General features: G+C 65.5%; 15 protein-coding genes. 8 read left to right on the top strand and 7 right to left on the bottom strand.

The features are described 5' to 3' along the window. Positions 1 to 113: 113 nt before the first annotated feature. The gene (locus NR187_RS17825; protein ID WP_211385979.1) at positions 114 to 458 is read left to right on the top strand and encodes a hypothetical protein; all 345 of its coding nucleotides are present in this window, start codon (positions 114 to 116) and stop codon (positions 456 to 458) included. Here NR187_RS17825 and NR187_RS17820 read toward each other — a convergent pair whose 3' ends face one another. Then, positions 459 to 1,535 (bottom strand): COX15/CtaA family protein, encoded by a 1,077-nt coding sequence (locus NR187_RS17820; protein ID WP_211385978.1) that lies wholly within the window; start codon positions 1,533 to 1,535, stop codon positions 459 to 461. A 116-nt stretch (positions 1,536 to 1,651) separates the two neighbouring features. Here NR187_RS17820 and NR187_RS17815 point away from each other — a divergent pair, with 116 nt between their 5' ends. Next, entirely contained in the window at positions 1,652 to 1,873 is a 222-nt protein-coding gene (locus tag NR187_RS17815) for a DUF2842 domain-containing protein (protein ID WP_211385977.1), read from the top strand. Here the strand turns inward: NR187_RS17815 and NR187_RS17810 are convergent. Next, a complete protein-coding gene (locus NR187_RS17810; RefSeq protein ID WP_211385976.1) occupies positions 1,857 to 2,906 on the bottom strand; it encodes a polysaccharide deacetylase family protein in 1,050 nt (349 codons plus the stop codon). The two genes, NR187_RS17815 and NR187_RS17810, sit on opposite strands and share 17 nt — an antisense overlap. A 126-nt stretch (positions 2,907 to 3,032) precedes the next feature. On the opposite strand from NR187_RS17810, the gene NR187_RS17805 reads away from it, so the two are divergent. Continuing rightward, complete coding sequence (locus tag NR187_RS17805; RefSeq protein WP_211385975.1) at positions 3,033 to 4,214, top strand: GNAT family N-acetyltransferase; 1,182 nt, start codon at positions 3,033 to 3,035, stop codon at positions 4,212 to 4,214. A 202-nt stretch (positions 4,215 to 4,416) separates the two neighbouring features. Here NR187_RS17805 and NR187_RS17800 read toward each other — a convergent pair whose 3' ends face one another. Next, the gene (locus NR187_RS17800; RefSeq protein ID WP_256807173.1) at positions 4,417 to 6,717 is read right to left on the bottom strand and encodes an exopolysaccharide transport family protein; all 2,301 of its coding nucleotides are present in this window, start codon (positions 6,715 to 6,717) and stop codon (positions 4,417 to 4,419) included. Between the two features lie 200 nt (positions 6,718 to 6,917). On the opposite strand from NR187_RS17800, the gene NR187_RS17795 reads away from it, so the two are divergent. The 3 genes from NR187_RS17795 (at position 6,918) to NR187_RS17785 (ending at position 11,054) form a co-directional block, all read left to right on the top strand. Then, the gene (locus NR187_RS17795) at positions 6,918 to 8,051 is read left to right on the top strand and encodes a glycosyltransferase family 4 protein (RefSeq protein WP_211385973.1); all 1,134 of its coding nucleotides are present in this window, start codon (positions 6,918 to 6,920) and stop codon (positions 8,049 to 8,051) included. Positions 8,052 to 8,169: 118 nt separating this feature from the next. Then, positions 8,170 to 9,720, top strand: a complete 1,551-nt coding sequence (locus tag NR187_RS17790) for an undecaprenyl-phosphate glucose phosphotransferase (protein ID WP_256807172.1) — start codon at positions 8,170 to 8,172, stop codon at positions 9,718 to 9,720. Positions 9,721 to 9,791: 71 nt separating this feature from the next. After that, positions 9,792 to 11,054: an O-antigen ligase gene (locus NR187_RS17785; RefSeq protein WP_256807171.1), complete on the top strand. Its 1,263-nt coding sequence runs from the start codon at positions 9,792 to 9,794 to the stop codon at positions 11,052 to 11,054. 66 nt (positions 11,055 to 11,120) lie between these two features. Here the strand turns inward: NR187_RS17785 and NR187_RS17780 are convergent, their stop codons facing one another. Beyond that, positions 11,121 to 11,591, bottom strand: coding sequence for a MarR family winged helix-turn-helix transcriptional regulator (locus tag NR187_RS17780; protein WP_256807262.1), 471 nt, complete (start codon positions 11,589 to 11,591; stop codon positions 11,121 to 11,123). Positions 11,592 to 11,739: 148 nt separating this feature from the next. On the opposite strand from NR187_RS17780, the gene NR187_RS17775 reads away from it, so the two are divergent. Next, the gene (locus NR187_RS17775; protein WP_256807170.1) at positions 11,740 to 12,936 is read left to right on the top strand and encodes an FAD-dependent monooxygenase; all 1,197 of its coding nucleotides are present in this window, start codon (positions 11,740 to 11,742) and stop codon (positions 12,934 to 12,936) included. A 65-nt stretch (positions 12,937 to 13,001) separates the two neighbouring features. On the opposite strand, the gene NR187_RS17770 is transcribed toward NR187_RS17775, so the two are convergent. The 3 genes from NR187_RS17770 to NR187_RS17760 are packed head-to-tail and all read right to left on the bottom strand — an operon-like array spanning position 13,002 to position 15,792. Beyond that, positions 13,002 to 14,180, bottom strand: coding sequence for a trans-acting enoyl reductase family protein (locus NR187_RS17770; protein WP_211385969.1), 1,179 nt, complete (start codon positions 14,178 to 14,180; stop codon positions 13,002 to 13,004). Between the two features lie 9 nt (positions 14,181 to 14,189). Beyond that, entirely contained in the window at positions 14,190 to 14,972 is a 783-nt protein-coding gene (locus NR187_RS17765; RefSeq protein WP_211385968.1) for a DUF169 domain-containing protein, read from the bottom strand. A gap of 52 nt (positions 14,973 to 15,024) precedes the next feature. After that, positions 15,025 to 15,792 (bottom strand): YdcF family protein, encoded by a 768-nt coding sequence (locus NR187_RS17760; RefSeq protein ID WP_256807169.1) that lies wholly within the window; start codon positions 15,790 to 15,792, stop codon positions 15,025 to 15,027. A 190-nt stretch (positions 15,793 to 15,982) separates the two neighbouring features. On the opposite strand from NR187_RS17760, the gene NR187_RS17755 reads away from it, so the two are divergent. After that, positions 15,983 to 16,924, top strand: coding sequence for an acetamidase/formamidase family protein (locus NR187_RS17755; RefSeq protein WP_256807168.1), 942 nt, complete (start codon positions 15,983 to 15,985; stop codon positions 16,922 to 16,924). Positions 16,925 to 16,928 lie beyond the last annotated feature (4 nt).

The following is a 16,928-nucleotide window of genomic DNA, read 5'->3' as shown; positions in this document are numbered from 1 at the left end:
ATTCCGGGGCGGTGCAAACAGCCGCCCCGGAACCGCGCCGCCGGTTAATAGTCATTAACCATATTGGCCGCATACATCGTCCTTGGATCGCCCTTTTTGATTCGGAGCCGACGATGCTGCGCTGGATGGTACCTGCCCTTGCGGCAATGCTGACGGTCTCGGGCGCGCTCGCCGCCGATCTGCCGGCCACGCCGAAGCGCCGGGCCGCGGCTCCGCCGCAAGAGCCGCCGAAAGTCTACGTCGAAACCGATCCGGATGCGCTGATCTCGCCGGCCTATGGCATCGGCAGCTACATCCGCAACCTGCCGGGCACGCCGCTGCTGCCCGGCGCGCACACGCTGCCGGGCTATTACGGCCGCCCCTGGGACTACGACTATCAGGGCTCGTATTACGGCGGGAAGCAGGTCGACTATTTCTGGCGCCTGCCCTACTCGTGCGGCATCTACGGCTATTGCTGATCAGCCGGCCTGACCGAGCGGAACCGCGCGCGGCTGCGCTTGCGCAGATTGCCGCGAGGCGAGCCGCTCGGTCTGCATCACCGCGAGGGTCAGCACCACGATGGCGACCGCCTGATGGGCGAGCGCGAGATCGATCGGCACCTGATTGAGCAGCGTGAGGATGCCGAGCACCGCCTGCAGGCTTACCGCGCCCAGCAGCAACAGCGCGCCGCCCGCCGCCGCGCGCGAGCGCACCGCATCGAAGGCGTGCCACGCCGCGAGCACGAACAGCACATAGGCCGTCATGCGGTGCTCGAACTGCACGGTCAGCACATTGTCGAACATGTTGCGCCACCACGGCGTCTCGAACCACAGCCGATCCGCCGAGGGAATGAACGCGCCATCGATCTGCGGCCAGGTGTTGTAGGCGCGGCCGGCGCGCAGGCCCGCGACCAGCGCACCGAAATAGATCTGCACGAAAGTCACGACGAGGAGCAGCACGCTCGTGAATCTCAGCCGCGCAGGCACTGCGATCTGCGGACGTTCCTTGAGCCGCCGCACCGTCCAGACGATGCCGGCGAAGATCAGGAGCGCGAGCACCAGATGCGTCGCCAGCCGATATTGCGAGACCTCGACGCGCTCCGTCAGGCCCGACGCCACCATCCACCAGCCGACCGCGCCCTGCAGCCCGCCGAGCGCGAACAGCAGCCACAGCCGCCGTTTCAATTCACCGGACAGACCGCCGCGCCATAGGAAGAACAGGAACGGCAGCAGATAGGCCACGCCGATGAAACGGCCGAGCAGCCGGTGGCTCCATTCCCACCAGAAGATCTCCTTGAACTCGGACAGGCTCATGCCCGCGTTGAGCTCGCGATATTGCGGGATCTTCTTGTAGGCCTCGAAGGCCTCGGTCCACTGCCGCTCCGAAAGCGGCGGAACGCTGCCTGTGACGGGCTTCCATTCGACGATCGAGAGCCCGGATTCCGTCAGCCGGGTCGCGCCGCCGACCAGCACCATCAGGGCGATCAGCGCGGCCACGGAAATCAGCCACCAGCGCACGGCGCGATACGGCTCGGAGAGGGTGGAAATCGGCGTCATTTCAGGGCGAAACCAAACCTTGTACCTAAGCGACTTGAGGCTTGAACCGGACTGCGCGCCCCTTATAGTCCCCCGCTCCCGCAGCGCAAGTTACGCGAAAGCCGCAGCATTCCGTCATGACGATCCGTACCCGCAAGTTCCTCGGCGCCATCCTCCTCCTGGTGCTCGCCACTGTCTGGGCCCTGCTCGGCATGGCGCTGGCGCAGATGCCGTGGATTGCCGAATCCGGCTGGCGGCAGGCGATCTATTACGTGGTGGTCGGCATGGGCTGGGTGCTGCCGGCGATGCCGATCGTGAGCTGGATGCAGCGGCCCGACCGGGTCAAGTCTGGTTCGTAAGAGTGCCGGTCGGCTTCACCGGCGCAAAGGCAACGCCCGACGCCAGCACGCGCAGCATGCGCAACGAGCGCCCCCTTCCGTCCCAGGAAATCCGCGGCAGTGCGCGCAGGTTGGTGCGCCCCCCGGCATCCACGATGCCCGGGATCGTCGACACCGCGCTGGCAAAGCCGGCCTCCTCCGCCATCACGACGTGGCTGCGCCGGAACGAGGCGCGATCGCCGAACGGAAAGGCCAGATGCTCGATCTCGCGGTGGAACGCCGCTTCCGCCACCGCCTTGCCCATCGTCATCTCGCGCAGCGCGGCGGCGTCTTTCATGTTGGCGAGAACGGGATAGTTCACGGTCGCGCTGCCGATCGTGACGAGCGGATCGGCCGCCAATTTGGCCAGATCCTCCCAATTCATCGACGCCTCGCGCGAAAGCGCGGCAAGGTCGATCCGGTAGCGCGTGCAGAGGTCGGCGATCGCAGCCGACAAATCCGCCGGCGGCAGTGAGAGCAGCCAGCCCTCGACGAACGAAAACAGCGCCTGCTTCTCGGCATTGCCGGTGACGTTGAAGCGTTGCTCCCTCTCGCCCATCATCAGACTGATGCGGCTCTCGCGCGCAATCACCTGCTCCAGTCCGAGCCACCAGGCTTCCCCGACGCCGTCGGGAAACGCGGTGGGCACGTAGATCGTGAAGGGTACGGCGTGGCGGGCCAGCACCGGGTAGGCAAACGTGATGAGATCCTTGGCAGCACCGTCGAAGGTGAGCGCCACGAAGCGCCGCTTTTCCGGCAGCGTCACCGCACGCCGGCACACCTCGTCCATTCCGACAAAATCATATCTCCACCGCTTCAGCGCGCGGATGGCCCGGTCGAGGAAGCGCGGAGTGATCTCGTTCTCGCGCAGCGGCTGAAACCCGCCGCGACGTCGCGGCCGCACATCGGCAAAGCGCAGGATGGCGCCGGCACCACGACTGCGCAGCGCAGCCTGGCCGCTGAACCAGGTCAGCTCGAGCCGCAGCCGTTCCAGCCATCTGTCGTCGGATGCCAATGTCCCACCTGACGCGTTGGCGCCTGTTTCCTCCCCTATAGTCATTACCCTTTGTTGACATTTCTTTGCAAAGGTCGGCCACAGGCCGAATTACGCACATTTTTGATTTCTCGACAGGTTTCGCGAATGACCATGGCTGCGGCGATGCAAAGCCGGACGGCAGAAGCGCCAGCGCGGTCGAAAGCGAGCCGTATCGCGCATGTCGACATCGTTGCCGATCTCGGCGCCGCCGAGGCGGTCTGGCGCACTTTCGAAGAGCCCGGTCACCTCTTCACGCCTTATCAGCGCTTTGATCTGCTGAGTCCCTGGCATGGTCTGGTCGGTGGCTGCGAGGGCGCCCGGCCCTTCATCGTGATCGCCCGCGACGCCGAGCACAGGCCGCTCCTGCTGCTGCCGCTCTCGCTGCGCCAGACCCATGGCGTGCGCACGGCCTGCTTCATGGGCGGCAAGCATACCACCTTCAACATGGGCCTGTGGAACGCCGAGTTCGCAGCGCAGGTGATTGCCGCCGATCTCGACGCGCTGCAGGCGCCGCTGCGCGAACATGTCGACGTGCTCGCACTGACGCAGCAGCCGCTGCGCTGGCACGATCAGCAGAACCCGTTTGCCGCTTTCCCGCGGCAGAGCGCGATCAACGGCTGTCCGCTGCTGGTGATGGAGCCCGGCGGTCCGCCCGCATCGCGCATCAGCAATTCCTTCCGCCGCCGCCTCAAGAGCAAGGAGAAGAAGCTCCAGACGCTCGCCGGCTATCGCTATCACCTTGCCACCACCGACGCGGACATCACCCGCCTGCTCGACTGGTTCTTCCGCGTCAAGCCGGTGCGGATGGCCGAGCAGAAGCTCCCCGACGTCTTCGCCGAACCGGGCGTCGAAGCGTTCATCCGCAGCGCCTGCCATGCGCCGCGCGGCGAAGGCCGCGTCATCGACATCCACGCGCTCGAATGCGACGACGAGGTGATCGCGATCTTCGCCGGCGTCGCCGACGGCCAGCGCTTCTCGATGATGTTCAACACCTACACGATGTCCGAGCACGCCCGCTTCAGCCCCGGGCTGATCCTGATGCGCTACATCATCGACCGCTACGCCGAGCGCGGCTACCGCTCGCTCGACCTCGGCATCGGCTCGGACGAGTACAAGCGGATGTTCTGCAAGGATGACGAAGCCATCTTCGACAGCTTCGTGCCCCTGACCTCGCGCGGCAGGCTCGCAGCGATGGCGATGTCCTCGCTGAGCCACGGCAAGCGGCTGGTGAAGCAGAACCAGATGCTGTTCGATCTGGCCCGACGGCTGCGCCAGGCGTTCGGGTAGGTATCCTGCGGTTGGGAGACGCGCTCCCGCGGCGCATCCTTCGAGACGCCCGCCTTCGGCGGGCCCTCAGGATGAGGACGGAATTCGCGGCAGCAGCTTCAACGGACTCCGATCCAGCAAAGCCTCATCCTGTGAGTAGACCGCGAAGCGGTCGTCTCGAAGGACGAGGCGCTCGCTCAGGCCCGCAGCGAAGGCAAGAACGTCACGCTGCCACCACGCGCGGTGCTTCCACCGCATCTGACGGCTGCACGGGCTTGCCCAGCATCGTCACCTCGCCGAAGCCGACGGCCCTCAGCTGCTCGCACATCAGCGCGCGGGCATCCGCGGCCATCGACGCGTCGGGCACCACGACGGCGCGGGCATTCGCCGTCAGCAATTCCGCCGGGAGGTCCGAAGCGCTGCCGGCGTCGAGCAGCACGTGATCGTAGGCGCGAAGCAGCGCGTCGATCGCGAGCGCCACCCGCGGCGACTGCAACAGGCTGCGGTCGAAGCCGGGACGGCCGGCCATGACCAGATGCAGCCGCGAGAGCTTGTCCCGGGTGATGATTTGCGCGAACGACGCCTCGCCTTGCATCAGCTCGGCAAGGCCGGGCGCCGAGGCATCGACGGATATCGCGGCCATTGTCGGCGAGGACGCGGCAAGATCGACCACGACGACCCGCGTATCGCGCGCCAGATGCCGGGCCAGCGTCAGCGTCGAAAGCGTGATGGCTTCGCCCGAGGCGGTGCCGAGCACCGTGACTTTCTTCGCCGCAGTCCCCGCGGTGCGCAGGCTGTCGGCGAGATGTTCGATCTCAGCGAATTCGTCGGCATCGGCATCAGAGGCCATCTCCGGCTGAAGCGGCGCGGACTCCGCCATGACCGGATCGACGATCGGCTCAGCGGCCGCCGGCTGGACAACCGGTTCCTGACGAGCCGGCGCCCGCGTTTGCGCTGGAGCGAACACGGCTGCCGCACGGGGCGCAGTCTGGCGCAACAGCTCTCCGGTGATGACGACGCCGGACGAGAGCAGCAGCGTCGCGATCGTCGCGATCAGCGCGATCGGCAGCTTCTTCGGGTAGGCCGGCATGTTCGAGACGATGGCGCGCGAGATGATGCGGCCGTCCGTCGGCGCGGTGTCGATGGTCTCGCGGGTGTTGGCCTCGCGGTACTTGGCAAGATAGGTCTCAAGCAGGTCGCGCTGCGCCTTGGCCTCGCGCTCGAGCGCGCGGAGCTGCACGTCCTGGCCGTTGGTCGACGTCGCCTGCTTCTTCAACTGCTCGAGGCTCAACGTCAATTCCTGCACACGTCCGCTGGCAAAGCGTGCGTCGTTTTCCAGCGAACGGGCGATCTTGGCGGCTTCGTCGCGGATCTGGGTGTCGAGATCGGCGAGCTGCGCCTTCAATTCCTTGATGCGCGGATGATTGCCGAGCAGCGTCGACGATTGCTCGGCGAGTTGGGCCCGCAACGCCACCCGCTGCTGGGACGGCGTCCGCATCGATTCCGAGTTCAGCACCTCCGATGACTCGATCGGCTTGCCGCTCTGGAGCATCTCGCGGATCAGCCGCGCCTTGGATTCCGCATCCGCCTTCATCGAACGCGCGTTGTTGAGCTGGGTGTTGACCTCGCCCATCTGCTGATTCGACAGCGTCGTGTTGTTGGTGCCGACGAACAGGCTCGATTTGGAGCGGAAATCCTCCGCCTTCGCCTCGGCCTCGGAGACCTTCTTGCGCAAGCTGTCGATCTCGCCGGAGAGCCACTGGCTCGCGTTCCTGGCCTGATCCTGACGGACATTCTGCTGCAGCACCAGATAGCCGTCGGCGATCGAGTTGGCGACGCGCGCGGCAAGATCAGGATCGGCGGACTGGAATTCGACGACGATCACGCGCGACTTGTCGACGGCGTAGGCCTGGAGCCGGTCGTAATAGGCATCGAGCACCCGCTCTTCGGGCGTCATCGAGAACGGGTCTCGGCCGATGCCGATCAGGGCCGCCAGCGACTTCAGCGGAGAAACCCCCTGCAGCACCGGATCGAACTCGGGCCGCTCCGCAAGCTTGTTCTTCTTGATGATCTCACGTGCGAGATCGCGCGACAGCACGAGCTGCACCTGGCTTGTGACGGCCTCGGGATCGAGCGCCTGCCGCTCCTCGGTGCGGTCGCTGTTCGGGCGCAGGAACACGTTCTCGCGGCCGTCGATCAGGATGCGGGATTCGGACTTGTACCGCGGCGTGACGAGATTGACGGCCGCGAGGGACGCGACGAGCGCCAGCACCGTCGGCACGATGATCCAGCCGCGCTTGCGCGCCAGAGCCGCGCCGAGCGCGTGCAGGTCGATGTCGCCGGATTCGGACGGCGCCTGCCTCGGCGCGGCGGATACCGGCCTGGCTTCGATCCTGGGCTCGAGTTCGGCTTGCTTGAAGTCGGCCTGCTTGAATTCGGCTTGCCTGGCTTCGGCTTTGGCCTTCGAAACGGCCCGCTCGACAACCGCCTTGTCCTTGCCGGCACGCCAGAACGCTAAACGCATCGAACACTCCCGCAGGGCAACGCCACGAACCTACCTCAACCGGGGCGATTACACTCCATTAAGGTTGCCGCTGGGTTAATCGCGGCATCCTGCAGCTCGCGCGGGCGCGCTCGTCACCGTTTGTTAACCACGAGGGCCCTTAATCCGTCTCGATATTTCGTGAGCATTGTTCGAGCATTCGCCGAGCGCTGGTTTTGATCATGCCCCCCTCTCCCGACCAGCCGCTTCGCATCCTTCACGCCGTACGCGCTCCGGTTGGCGGTATCTTCCGCCACATCCTCGACGTCGCCAATGGCCAGGTCGATCGCGGCCACCATGTCGGCATCCTCGCCGACAGCCTCACCGGCGGCGATCGCGCCGACAAGGCCCTTGCCGAGCTCGCGCCGCGGCTGAAGCTCGGCGTGCACCGGATGGCGATGCGCCGCGAGCCGTCGCCCGACGATGCGCTGGTGTGGCTTCGCATGCGGCGCCTGATCGCCACGCTCAGGCCCGACGTCATGCATGGCCACGGCGCCAAGGCCGGCGCCTTCATCCGCATGCGGCGGCGTTCCGACGACACCATCCGCATCTACACCCCCCATGGCGGCTCGCTGCATTATCCCCTCAACACCTTCAAGGGCGAGTTCTACGCGCGGCTCGAGCGCGCGCTGATGGGCGCGACCGACCTGTTCCTGTTCGAAAGCGCGTTTGCCCGCGACACCTATCAGCGCATCGTCGGCACGCCGAAGGGCGTGGTGCATTGCGTCTTCAACGGCGTGACACCGGAGGAATTCGAGCCGATCGTCATCGCCGACGATGCCACCGACCTCGCTTATGTCGGCGAGTTCAGGCACATCAAAGGCGCCGATCTGCTGGTCGATGCGGTGGCGCGCCTGCACGAGGGCGGCAGGAAGGTCACGCTGACGCTCGGCGGCGACGGCGAGGAGACCGCGGCACTGAAGGCGCAGGTCGAGAGGCTCGGCCTCGCCGGCTCCATCCGCTTCGTCGGCCACGTCAAGGCGCGCTACGGCTTCTCCAAGGGGCGACTGCTGGTCGTTCCCTCGCGCGGCGATTCCATGCCCTATGTCGTGATCGAGGCCGGCGCCGCCGGTATTCCCATGATCGCATCCAGGATCGGCGGCATTCCCGAGATCCTTGGCGCGGAGAGCCCCGCCCTGTTCGCACCGAGCAATCCCGAGGCCATGGCCGGGGCGATTGCTGCGGCTCTGGACGATCCGCAGGTAACCGCGCAGCGCGCGGTGTCCTTGCGCGAGCGCATCTCCGCGCATTTCTCCCAGCAGGCGATGGTCGACGGCGTGCTTGCGGGCTACCGCGACGCATTTGCCAATCATTAACCATTCTTAGGGCCTGCTTTAGAGAATCTTCCGATTTGTTCGATAATCGATGTGCCAGGGGATGCTGCCCGGGGCGCAAGGCCGTGCCCACGGGTTTTTGGAATGGACGTGGACACCCGTGGAACCGCTCAACGCACGCTCGATGCTCGACGCCGCGACCAGTGCCGCGGCGAAACCGGTTGATAAGCCCTTTGTCGAGCGCCGCCGCCGGCTGTCGCCCGCCGCGCTCGACGTCGTCAACCAGAAGGTCGCCCGCGCCTATTCACCGATCGTGATCACCGGCATCGTGCGCCTCGCCGACTTCACGCTGCTGAGCCTCGTCGGCATCACGGTCTATGTCGGCTATGTCATGCCGCTCGCCGGCGCCTTCAGCTGGGCCTATCCCGCGGAGATCGTCGCCGTCGCCGTCTCCGCCGTGGTCTGCTTCCAGGCAGCCGACATCTATCAGGTGCAGCTGTTCCGCGGTCAGCTCCGCCAGATGACGCGCATGATCTCCTCCTGGTCGTTCGTCTTCCTGCTGTTCATCGGCATCTCGTTCTTCGCCAAGTTCGGCAGCGAAATATCGCGGCTGTGGCTTGCCGCCTTCTACTTCCTCGGCCTCGTCGCGCTGATCTGCGAGCGCCTGGTGCTGCGCTCGCTGGTGCGCGCCTGGGCGCGCCAGGGCCGGCTCGACCGCCGCACCATCATCGTCGGCTCCGACCGCAACGGCGAACAACTGGTCGAGGCGCTGAACACGCAGGAGGATTCCGATATCCACGTGCTCGGCGTCTTCGACGACCGCAACGACAGCCGTGCGCTCGACACCTGCGCCGGCGCGCGCAAGCTCGGCAAGGTCGACGAGATCGTCGAGTTTGCCCGCCGCACCCGCGTCGATCTCGTGCTGTTCGCGCTGCCGATCTCGGCCGAGACGCGCATCCTTGAGATGCTCAAGAAGCTCTGGGTGCTCCCGGTGGACATCCGCCTTTCCGCGCACACCAACAAGCTGCGCTTCCGTCCCCGCTCCTATTCCTATCTCGGCGAGGTGCCGACGCTCGACGTGTTCGAGGCGCCGATCACCGACTGGGACCTGGTGATGAAATGGCTGTTCGACCGCGTCGTCGGCAGCCTGGCGCTGCTCGCGGCGCTACCGGTCATGGCCCTCGTGGCGATCGCGATCCGGCTCGACAGCCCCGGCCCCGTGCTGTTTCGCCAGAAGCGCTTCGGCTTCAACAATGAGCGCATCGACGTCTACAAGTTTCGTTCGATGTATCATCACCAGGCCGACCCGACTGCTTCGAAGGTCGTGACCAAGAACGATCCGCGCGTCACCCGCGTCGGCCGTTTCATTCGCAAGACCAGCCTCGACGAGTTGCCGCAGCTCTTCAATGTCTTATTCTCCGGCAATCTCTCTTTGGTCGGCCCGCGTCCGCATGCGGTGCAGGGCAAGCTCCAGAGCCGCCTGTTCGACGAAGCCGTCGACGGCTATTTCGCCCGCCACCGCGTCAAGCCCGGCATCACCGGCTGGGCCCAGATCAACGGCTGGCGCGGCGAGATCGACAACGAAGAGAAGATCCAGAAGCGCGTCGAGTTCGACCTCTATTACATCGAGAACTGGTCGGTGCTGTTCGATCTCGTCATTCTCCTGAAGACGCCGATCGCGCTGCTGACCAAGAACGAGAACGCGTATTGAGTTGCGGTCGCGCCCCGGCCTGACCTGGCGATGACAGCGGTATTCTTGCGTACGAGTGGTGTGAGCGTGTGATGGCGTATGCGGCGACAGCCGGGGAAATGAATGCAGCGGTTCGCGCTGCGCCCGGCGTGCTGGCCCTGCAGCGCGCGATGGTGTGGCTGGTCGGCGCCTCCGGCGCGATCGTCTTCATCGAGCCGAGCCCCTACGAGATCGTGACGCTGCTCGCCACCGTCATCTTCTTCGCCACCGGCCTGCGCCTGCGGCTCGCGCTGATGCCGCTGGTGCTGATGCTGGTCCTGCTCAACGTCGGCTACACCATCAGCGCGATCCCGCTCTTCGAACAATCCGAGGTGGTGAGCTGGATTGCGACCTCCTGGTACATGGCGGTGACGGTCGTGTTCTTCGCCATGGTCACGTCGGAGGACACAGCGGCGCGGCTCGACATGCTCCGCCGCGGACTCGTGGTCGGCGCGATGGTCGCCTCGCTGTCGGCGGTCGCCGGCTACTTCCACCTGGTTCCCGGCGGCGACGACCTTCTCACACTCTACGGACGCGCGCGCGGCACGTTCAAGGACCCGAACGTGCTCGGCGCCTTCCTGATCCTGCCGGCGCTGTTCGCGCTCCAGAGCGTGGTTTCGGACAAGCTCGGCAAGGCGTTCCGCAACGTCATCGCCTTCTGTATCATGTCGCTGGCGATCCTGCTCGCGTTCTCTCGCGCCGCCTGGGGCGGGCTGGTGCTGACATCCGCCTTCATGCTGGCGCTGATGGTGCTGACCAGCCGCACCAACGCGCAGCGCTCGCGCATCATCGTCATGGCGGTCCTGGCCGCGGTGCTGGGCCTCGCGCTGATCGCGGTTTTGATGTCGTTCGATTCCACCGCCGAGATGTTCAAGCAGCGTGCGAGCTTCGACCAGAGCTATGACGAGGGCCGGTTCGGCCGGTTCGGCCGGCACATCCTGGGTGCGGAGATGGCGCTCGACCTGCCCTTCGGCATCGGCCCGCTGCAATTCCACCGCTTCTTTCCCGAGGACACCCACAACTCCTATCTCAACGCCTTCATGTCCGGCGGCTGGCTGTCCGGCGTCTGCTATCCCGCGCTGGTGTTCACCACGATGATCATGGGCTTCCGGCACATCTTCGTGCGAGTCCCATGGCAGCGCGCCTATCTGGCCGTGTTCTCCGCCTTCGTCGGCACCGTCGGCGAAAGTTTCGTGATCGACACCGACCACTGGCGGCATTTCTGGATGATGCTGGGCGCGATGTGGGGCATGATCGCGGCTGCGCAGATCTACAAGATCAGGGACATCACCGTTCCGATAGAATCGGAACGGTGATGTCTGGTTTCTTGTCTTGACGCGTTTTCTTGTCGCGAACCGGTATCCACTTCGCTCGAAAACGCTCTAGCGACGAAGCTTCTTCAGCTTGAGATCCGGACGCTTCTCGGGCGGGGTATCGATCAGGCCCTTGAGTGCCTCGGTCGCCGCCAGCACGCCCTTGTAACCCTCCGTCGCGAAGCGCAACAGCAGCCGCAGTTCCTCGTCGGAATAGACGTTGACCACCTTCTCCATGGCCTGCTGCATCGGCACGTAGAACTGGCCGATCTTCATGGCTGCTTCCGGCACGACGGCAATGAAGACCTTGCGCCGGTCGTTTTCATCCCGCTCGCGGCGCACGAGTCCTGCCTTCTCGAGCCGGTCGACCACGCCGGTGATGGCGCCGGTCGTGAGGCCCGTGACTTCGGCGAGCCGGCCGGCGGTGACGCGGCCTTCGAGATACAGGATGTCCATGCATTCGAGGTCGGAATTGGCAATTCCGGCAACGTTGGCAACGGTCTGGCCATAGAGCACGCCCTGCGCGGACGACCTGCGCATCGCCTCTTCCAGCTCCTGCAACAGCGCAGCGCGCGCCTTCGTCCTTGACAAGGCCGACCTCATATCTTAGTTGATATATATCTTAGTCACTAAGAGATTTAGTGACCGTAATTTCTCCTAGCACCACGGAAACGTCGGGAGCAAGACAATGTCCAACCGTCCCCGCAAGGCCCTGATCATCGGCGCCGGCATCGCCGGACCCGTCACCGCGATCCTGCTGCGCCGCGCCGGCATCGAATCCGCGATCTACGAGGCCTGGCCCTACGCCAAAGGCATCGGCGGCGGCCTTCAGATCGCGCCGAACGGCATGCATGTCATGGACGAGATCGGGCTTTCGAACGAATTGATCAGCCGCGGGTCGATCGCGGAGTCCTTCGACTTCTATTCGCAGGGCGGAGAGAGGCTCGGCTCGATCAACCGCGACATGGCGCGGCGGTTCGGCCAGCCCGCGGTCAATGTCTGCCGCGCCACGCTCAACGAGATGCTGATCGACAAGGCCTGGTGCGCGTGCGTCTCGCTGCATTTCGAGAAGCGCCTGATCAAGATCGAGGACCGCGGCGACCAGCCGATCATCGCCTACTTCGCCGACGGCACCACCGCCGAAGCCGACTTCCTGATCGGTGCCGACGGCGTGCACTCGGTCACAAGGCGGCAGGTCGTGCCCGACGGCCCGCAACCGTTCGACACCGGACTGATCGGTTTCGGCGGCTTCGTGCCGCACGCCGTCCTCGACGGCAGGCCGGTCGGCCGGCACGTCGAGACCACGTTCGGGCAGAGCGGCTTCTTCGGCTACGGCTATTGCAGTCCCGATCCGAACGACGGCGTGATGTGGTGGAGCACGCAGCCCGCGCACGGCATGGACGCGGCGATGTTCCGCGCGCTCGACCCTGCGACGCTGAAGCAGCACCTGCGCGGCTTCCACCGTGGCTGGCATGATCCGATCCCCGGCATCATTGAGGCCGCCGAGAACATCGTGGTCACCGACACGCTCGATGTTGCGACCCTGCCGACCTGGTCGCGCAAGCGCTCGCTGCTGATCGGCGACGCCGCCCATGCGACCAGCCCTCATGCCGGCCAGGGCGCCTCGCTCGCGCTGGAGGATGCGATGCGCCTCGCCCGGCTGATGCAGGACCGCCAGGAACTCGGCGCCACCTTCCAGGCCTTCGAGGCCGAGCGACGGCCGCGCGCCGAAAAGATCGTCGCCATGGCCCGCCGCAACGGCAACAGCAAGCGCGAATTCAGCGCCACCGGCGCATGGATCCGCAATCAGATGATGAAATGGCTGCTGCCGCTGGGGTCGAAGAGCATGGAGTTCATGTACGCCTACGACGCGCGGGCGGTGTAGGGCCCTGCTGCAGGGTGGGCAAAGGCGCAAAGCACCGTGCCCATCCTGCAATCTGCAATCTGCTGTTAGCTCTCAACTCTGAACGTCAGCCCCGCATTGTCCTGCAGCCGCTTGATCAGCTTGTGCTGCATCGCTGCGCCCGGGGTCCAGAAGCCGGCCGGGACATCCGTCGCCTCGCGCAGCATGCAGATCGCGCATTCGGAGATCATCTTCGAGGTCGAGCCATAGCCGGGATCGCGGTCGCCGGTGACACCTGCACGGACCGTGCGACCGTCGGGCGCGATCGCGACATAGAGCAGGTCGAACAGGCCGTTCTCGCGCTCTTCCTTCGACGGCCCCTCGCCCGGCTTCGGTGCGTCGGGACCGGTCTTCCCGGCGTTTGCCGCCATCACGCGCTTGGCGTTGGCCTCGCCCTTCTCGCCGGGGCCGGTCAGGACCATCTCGTCGTAGACGAAGTCCTGGCCGTAAGGGAATCCCATCAGCATGTTGGAGCGGTGAACGTTGCGCGTGTTGATCAGCGCCATCATGAACGGCGCGGCCCAGGATTGCAGGTCCTCCTCGAAGGCCGCCCTGTTGCCCTTCGGCTGCTTCGGGCCGCTGAAGCCGGGCGTCAGTGCAAAGTGGTCGTTGAGAATGGCGACGAGGCTGAGATCCTTGGCCACCGCATCGAAGGTCGCCTTCGCGCTCGCGGCGGTGCCGCCCGAGAGCGTGCCCCGCATGTCGCGCACGCGCCCCTTCACGCGCGAGGCCGGTGCACCGAATACACGCTTGGCCTCTTCCTGGACGAAGAACGCGCCGAGCTCGAACGGCACGGAATCGTAGCCGCACGAAAACACGATGCGCGCGCCGCTCGCCTTGGCCTCCGCCTCGTATTTGTCGATCATCTGCCGCATCCACACCGGCTCGCCGCAGAGATCGAAATAATCGGTGCCCGTGGCCACGCAGGCCGCCAGCAGTTCCTCACCATAAAGCTGGTACGGGCCGACGGTGGTGATCACCGACATCGTCTGCTCCGCCATCGCCTTCAGTGAAGCCGCATCCGACGCATCCGCCACGATCAGCGGCGTGTTCCCGGGCGCACCGATCGCATCGCGGACCGCTTTCAGCTTCCCGAGGCTCCGGCCCGCCATCGCCCATTTGAGCGCGTGGTCGTTCTTGTACTGCTGAGTCAGATATTCGGCGACGAGCTGGCCGGTGAAACCGGTCGCGCCATAGACGACGATGTCGAATTTCGCAGAACTCATGGTCGGCCTTTACTTCTTCGCGTAACTCACGCCCATGCCGGCGCGGACGTCGCTTTGAATACCATAGGGCGGGATCGGATAGCGCAGGCCGTTCTTGGCCAGCGCCTTCATGCCCAGAACCGCCTTGGCGAGATGCTCGGGCTTCAAGGCCATCAGCATCTCCTCGTCCGGCACGCCGCCATAGCGCCGTTCGGCATAGCATGGCAAGGACAGGCTGGGCTCGCCCGTCTTGAGCGCCCGCCCCCAGGAATCCGCGCAAGCGGTCTCGCCGACCACGCCCCATTCGAACTTCTTGTAGCCGGTATATTGAAGCCCGTTGATCAGGATGATCATCTGCCCGGGCGTCGCATAGACAAGGCAGATGTCGGGCGGATCGAGCCGGCCGCTGGCGAGCGGGCTGACCGCGAGCGCCTGATACTGCCCGAACGGCACCACGTCCAGCGCCTCCTGGCGCTTGCGTGCGTCCTCCGCCGTGCCGTGCCAGACGCCGACATAATTTTCGCCGGCGAGCCATTTTTCGTCCTGCGGCGCAAGGCCGATCACCGCGCGGCACTGGCTACCAACGAGATCCTCGCCGGTGATGCCGACGGTCCAGCCGAGCCGCGAGGCCATGCTGACGATCTGGTCGGTGGTGTGGACCGCATTCGGCCGCCGGATCTTCGCAATCGCCTCCATGTCCGCGGCGCGCGCGAACAGCTTCATGCCGATCACCGTTGTCTTCAGCCGCAACAGGCTGTTGAGATCGGCGACGAGGCCGGCAAGATCGATCCTGTCTGCACTCTGCTCTTGCATGGCGTCCTCCCGGCCGGCGATTGCGCCGATCATCTTCGTCTTGTCGTCGTTTCTAGTCCTTCGCGGGGCCCGGAAGCAAATCGCCGGTCCGGCCCATCAGGCGGTAGGCAACGAGCCCGATCCATTCGCGCACGGCAACCTCGGTTCGGCCGAGCCCGTCCGCGGCGACATTGGTGAAGGAGAGGAGATCGTCACGCCCGCCCATCCGCCAATCCACCGGATAGGCCTCGACATCGAATCCGGCCTTGCGAAAGATCCCCATCGACCGCGGCATATGGAAGGCCGATGTGACCAGAAGCCAGCGCTCGCCCGGTTTCGGCGCCACCAATCGTTTCGTGAAGATCGCATTCTCGTAGGTGTTGCGCGAGTCCCGCTCGAGGATCAGGTGCTCCTTCGCGATGCCCAAATTTTCCAGGACAGGCGCGGAGTAGTCGGCTTCCCTAGCGCCTGTCGACACCAGGTTCGCGGTGCCTCCCGTGAAAACAATGCGAGCATTCGGATAACGGCGCGCGAGCTCGGCCGGCGCGAACAGACGATCGGCCGCATGCGACACGACCGGCGTGCGATGCGCCGCCGAAAGATCGGTGTCGACGGAGCCGCCGAGCACGATGATGCCATCGGGCGCACCGCGCGACGGATCCCACGGCGGAAAGCGCGCCTCCAGCGGATAGAGCAGGAGATTTCCGAGCGGCGAAAATGCGGCGAGCGCCAGCAGGATCAGCGTGGCCGCGGCGAGCTTGCGGCCGAATGCGGCAAAGCGCGTCGCCATCAGGACGACCGAGACGATCCCGAGCTCGATCATGAAGTTGGTCGGCAGCACCGCGGTGCCGAGGGTCTTGGAAAGGACAAAAAGCAGGGGCGCCTCGCTGGAATGATCGTGCCTGTTGCGCGGGCCTTGACCGGCACCTCGATCTTCAGAAAGCTTCTTGGAAGAGGATCGATTGCCTGGTCAAGCCCGGGCCTCGCAAGTCCTCATGGCAAGTTCAGATGAAACCGACCAGAGGCGGCCAATGACCCATCACCACCTGCGTTCGAGCCCCGAAACGTGCCACTGGGGCTTTTTCGAAGCCAGGCTCGAGCCCATCCTCACCATCGCGAGCGGCGACGAGGTGACGGTCGACACCATCAGCGGCGGTCCGGACATGCTGCCCGACCGCAGCAAGTTTCACATTCCCCCTGAAATTTTCGAGGTTCATGCCAGAAACGAGCGCATGCTGCCCGGCCACATCCTCACCGGCCCGATCGCGGTCGAGGGCGCCGAGCCTGGCGACGTGCTCGCGGTCGAGATCCTGGACGTCCAGCTCCGGCAGGATTGGGGCTGGAACATGATCAAGCCGCTGTCCGGCACCCTGCCCGACGATTTCCACGAGACGCGCATCCTCAACATCCCGCTCGACCGGACGCGGATGGTCGGCCGCATGCCGTGGGGCCTCGACCTGCCGCTCAAGCCGTTCTTCGGCGTGATGGGCGTTTCGCCGCCTCCCGCCTGGGGCCGCATCTCCTCTCTGGTCCCGCGCGCCATGGGCGGCAATCTCGACAACAAGGAGCTTGGCGCTGGCGCGACACTCTACTTGCCGGTGTTCGTTCCGGGAGCGCTGTTCTCCTGCGGCGACGGCCATGGCGTGCAGGGCGACGGCGAGGTTTGCGTCACCGCGATCGAGACCGCGCTTCAGGGCCGCTTCCGCCTGACGCTGCGCAAGGACCTGCGGTTCGATTATCCCCGCGCCGAGACGGCGACGCACTACATGACCATGGCGATGGACCCCGATCTCGACCAGTGCGTGGTGCGCGCGCTGCGCGACATGATCGCGCTGCTCGGCGAGACGCGAAATCTGTCGCGCGAGGACGCCTATACGCTGTGCAGCCTGGCGGCCGATCTGCGGGTGACCCAGACCGTCAACGGCTCCAAGGGCATCCATTGCATGATCGAAAAGGCGATCGTGCACGGCTGAGCCG

The organism is Bradyrhizobium sp. Bra64 (assembly GCF_024519875.1).
GTDB classification, from domain to species: Bacteria; Pseudomonadota; Alphaproteobacteria; order Rhizobiales; family Xanthobacteraceae; genus Bradyrhizobium; species Bradyrhizobium japonicum_G.
Note: the sequence above shows the minus strand (reverse complement) of the source record. Positions and strands in the feature narration are given on the sequence as shown.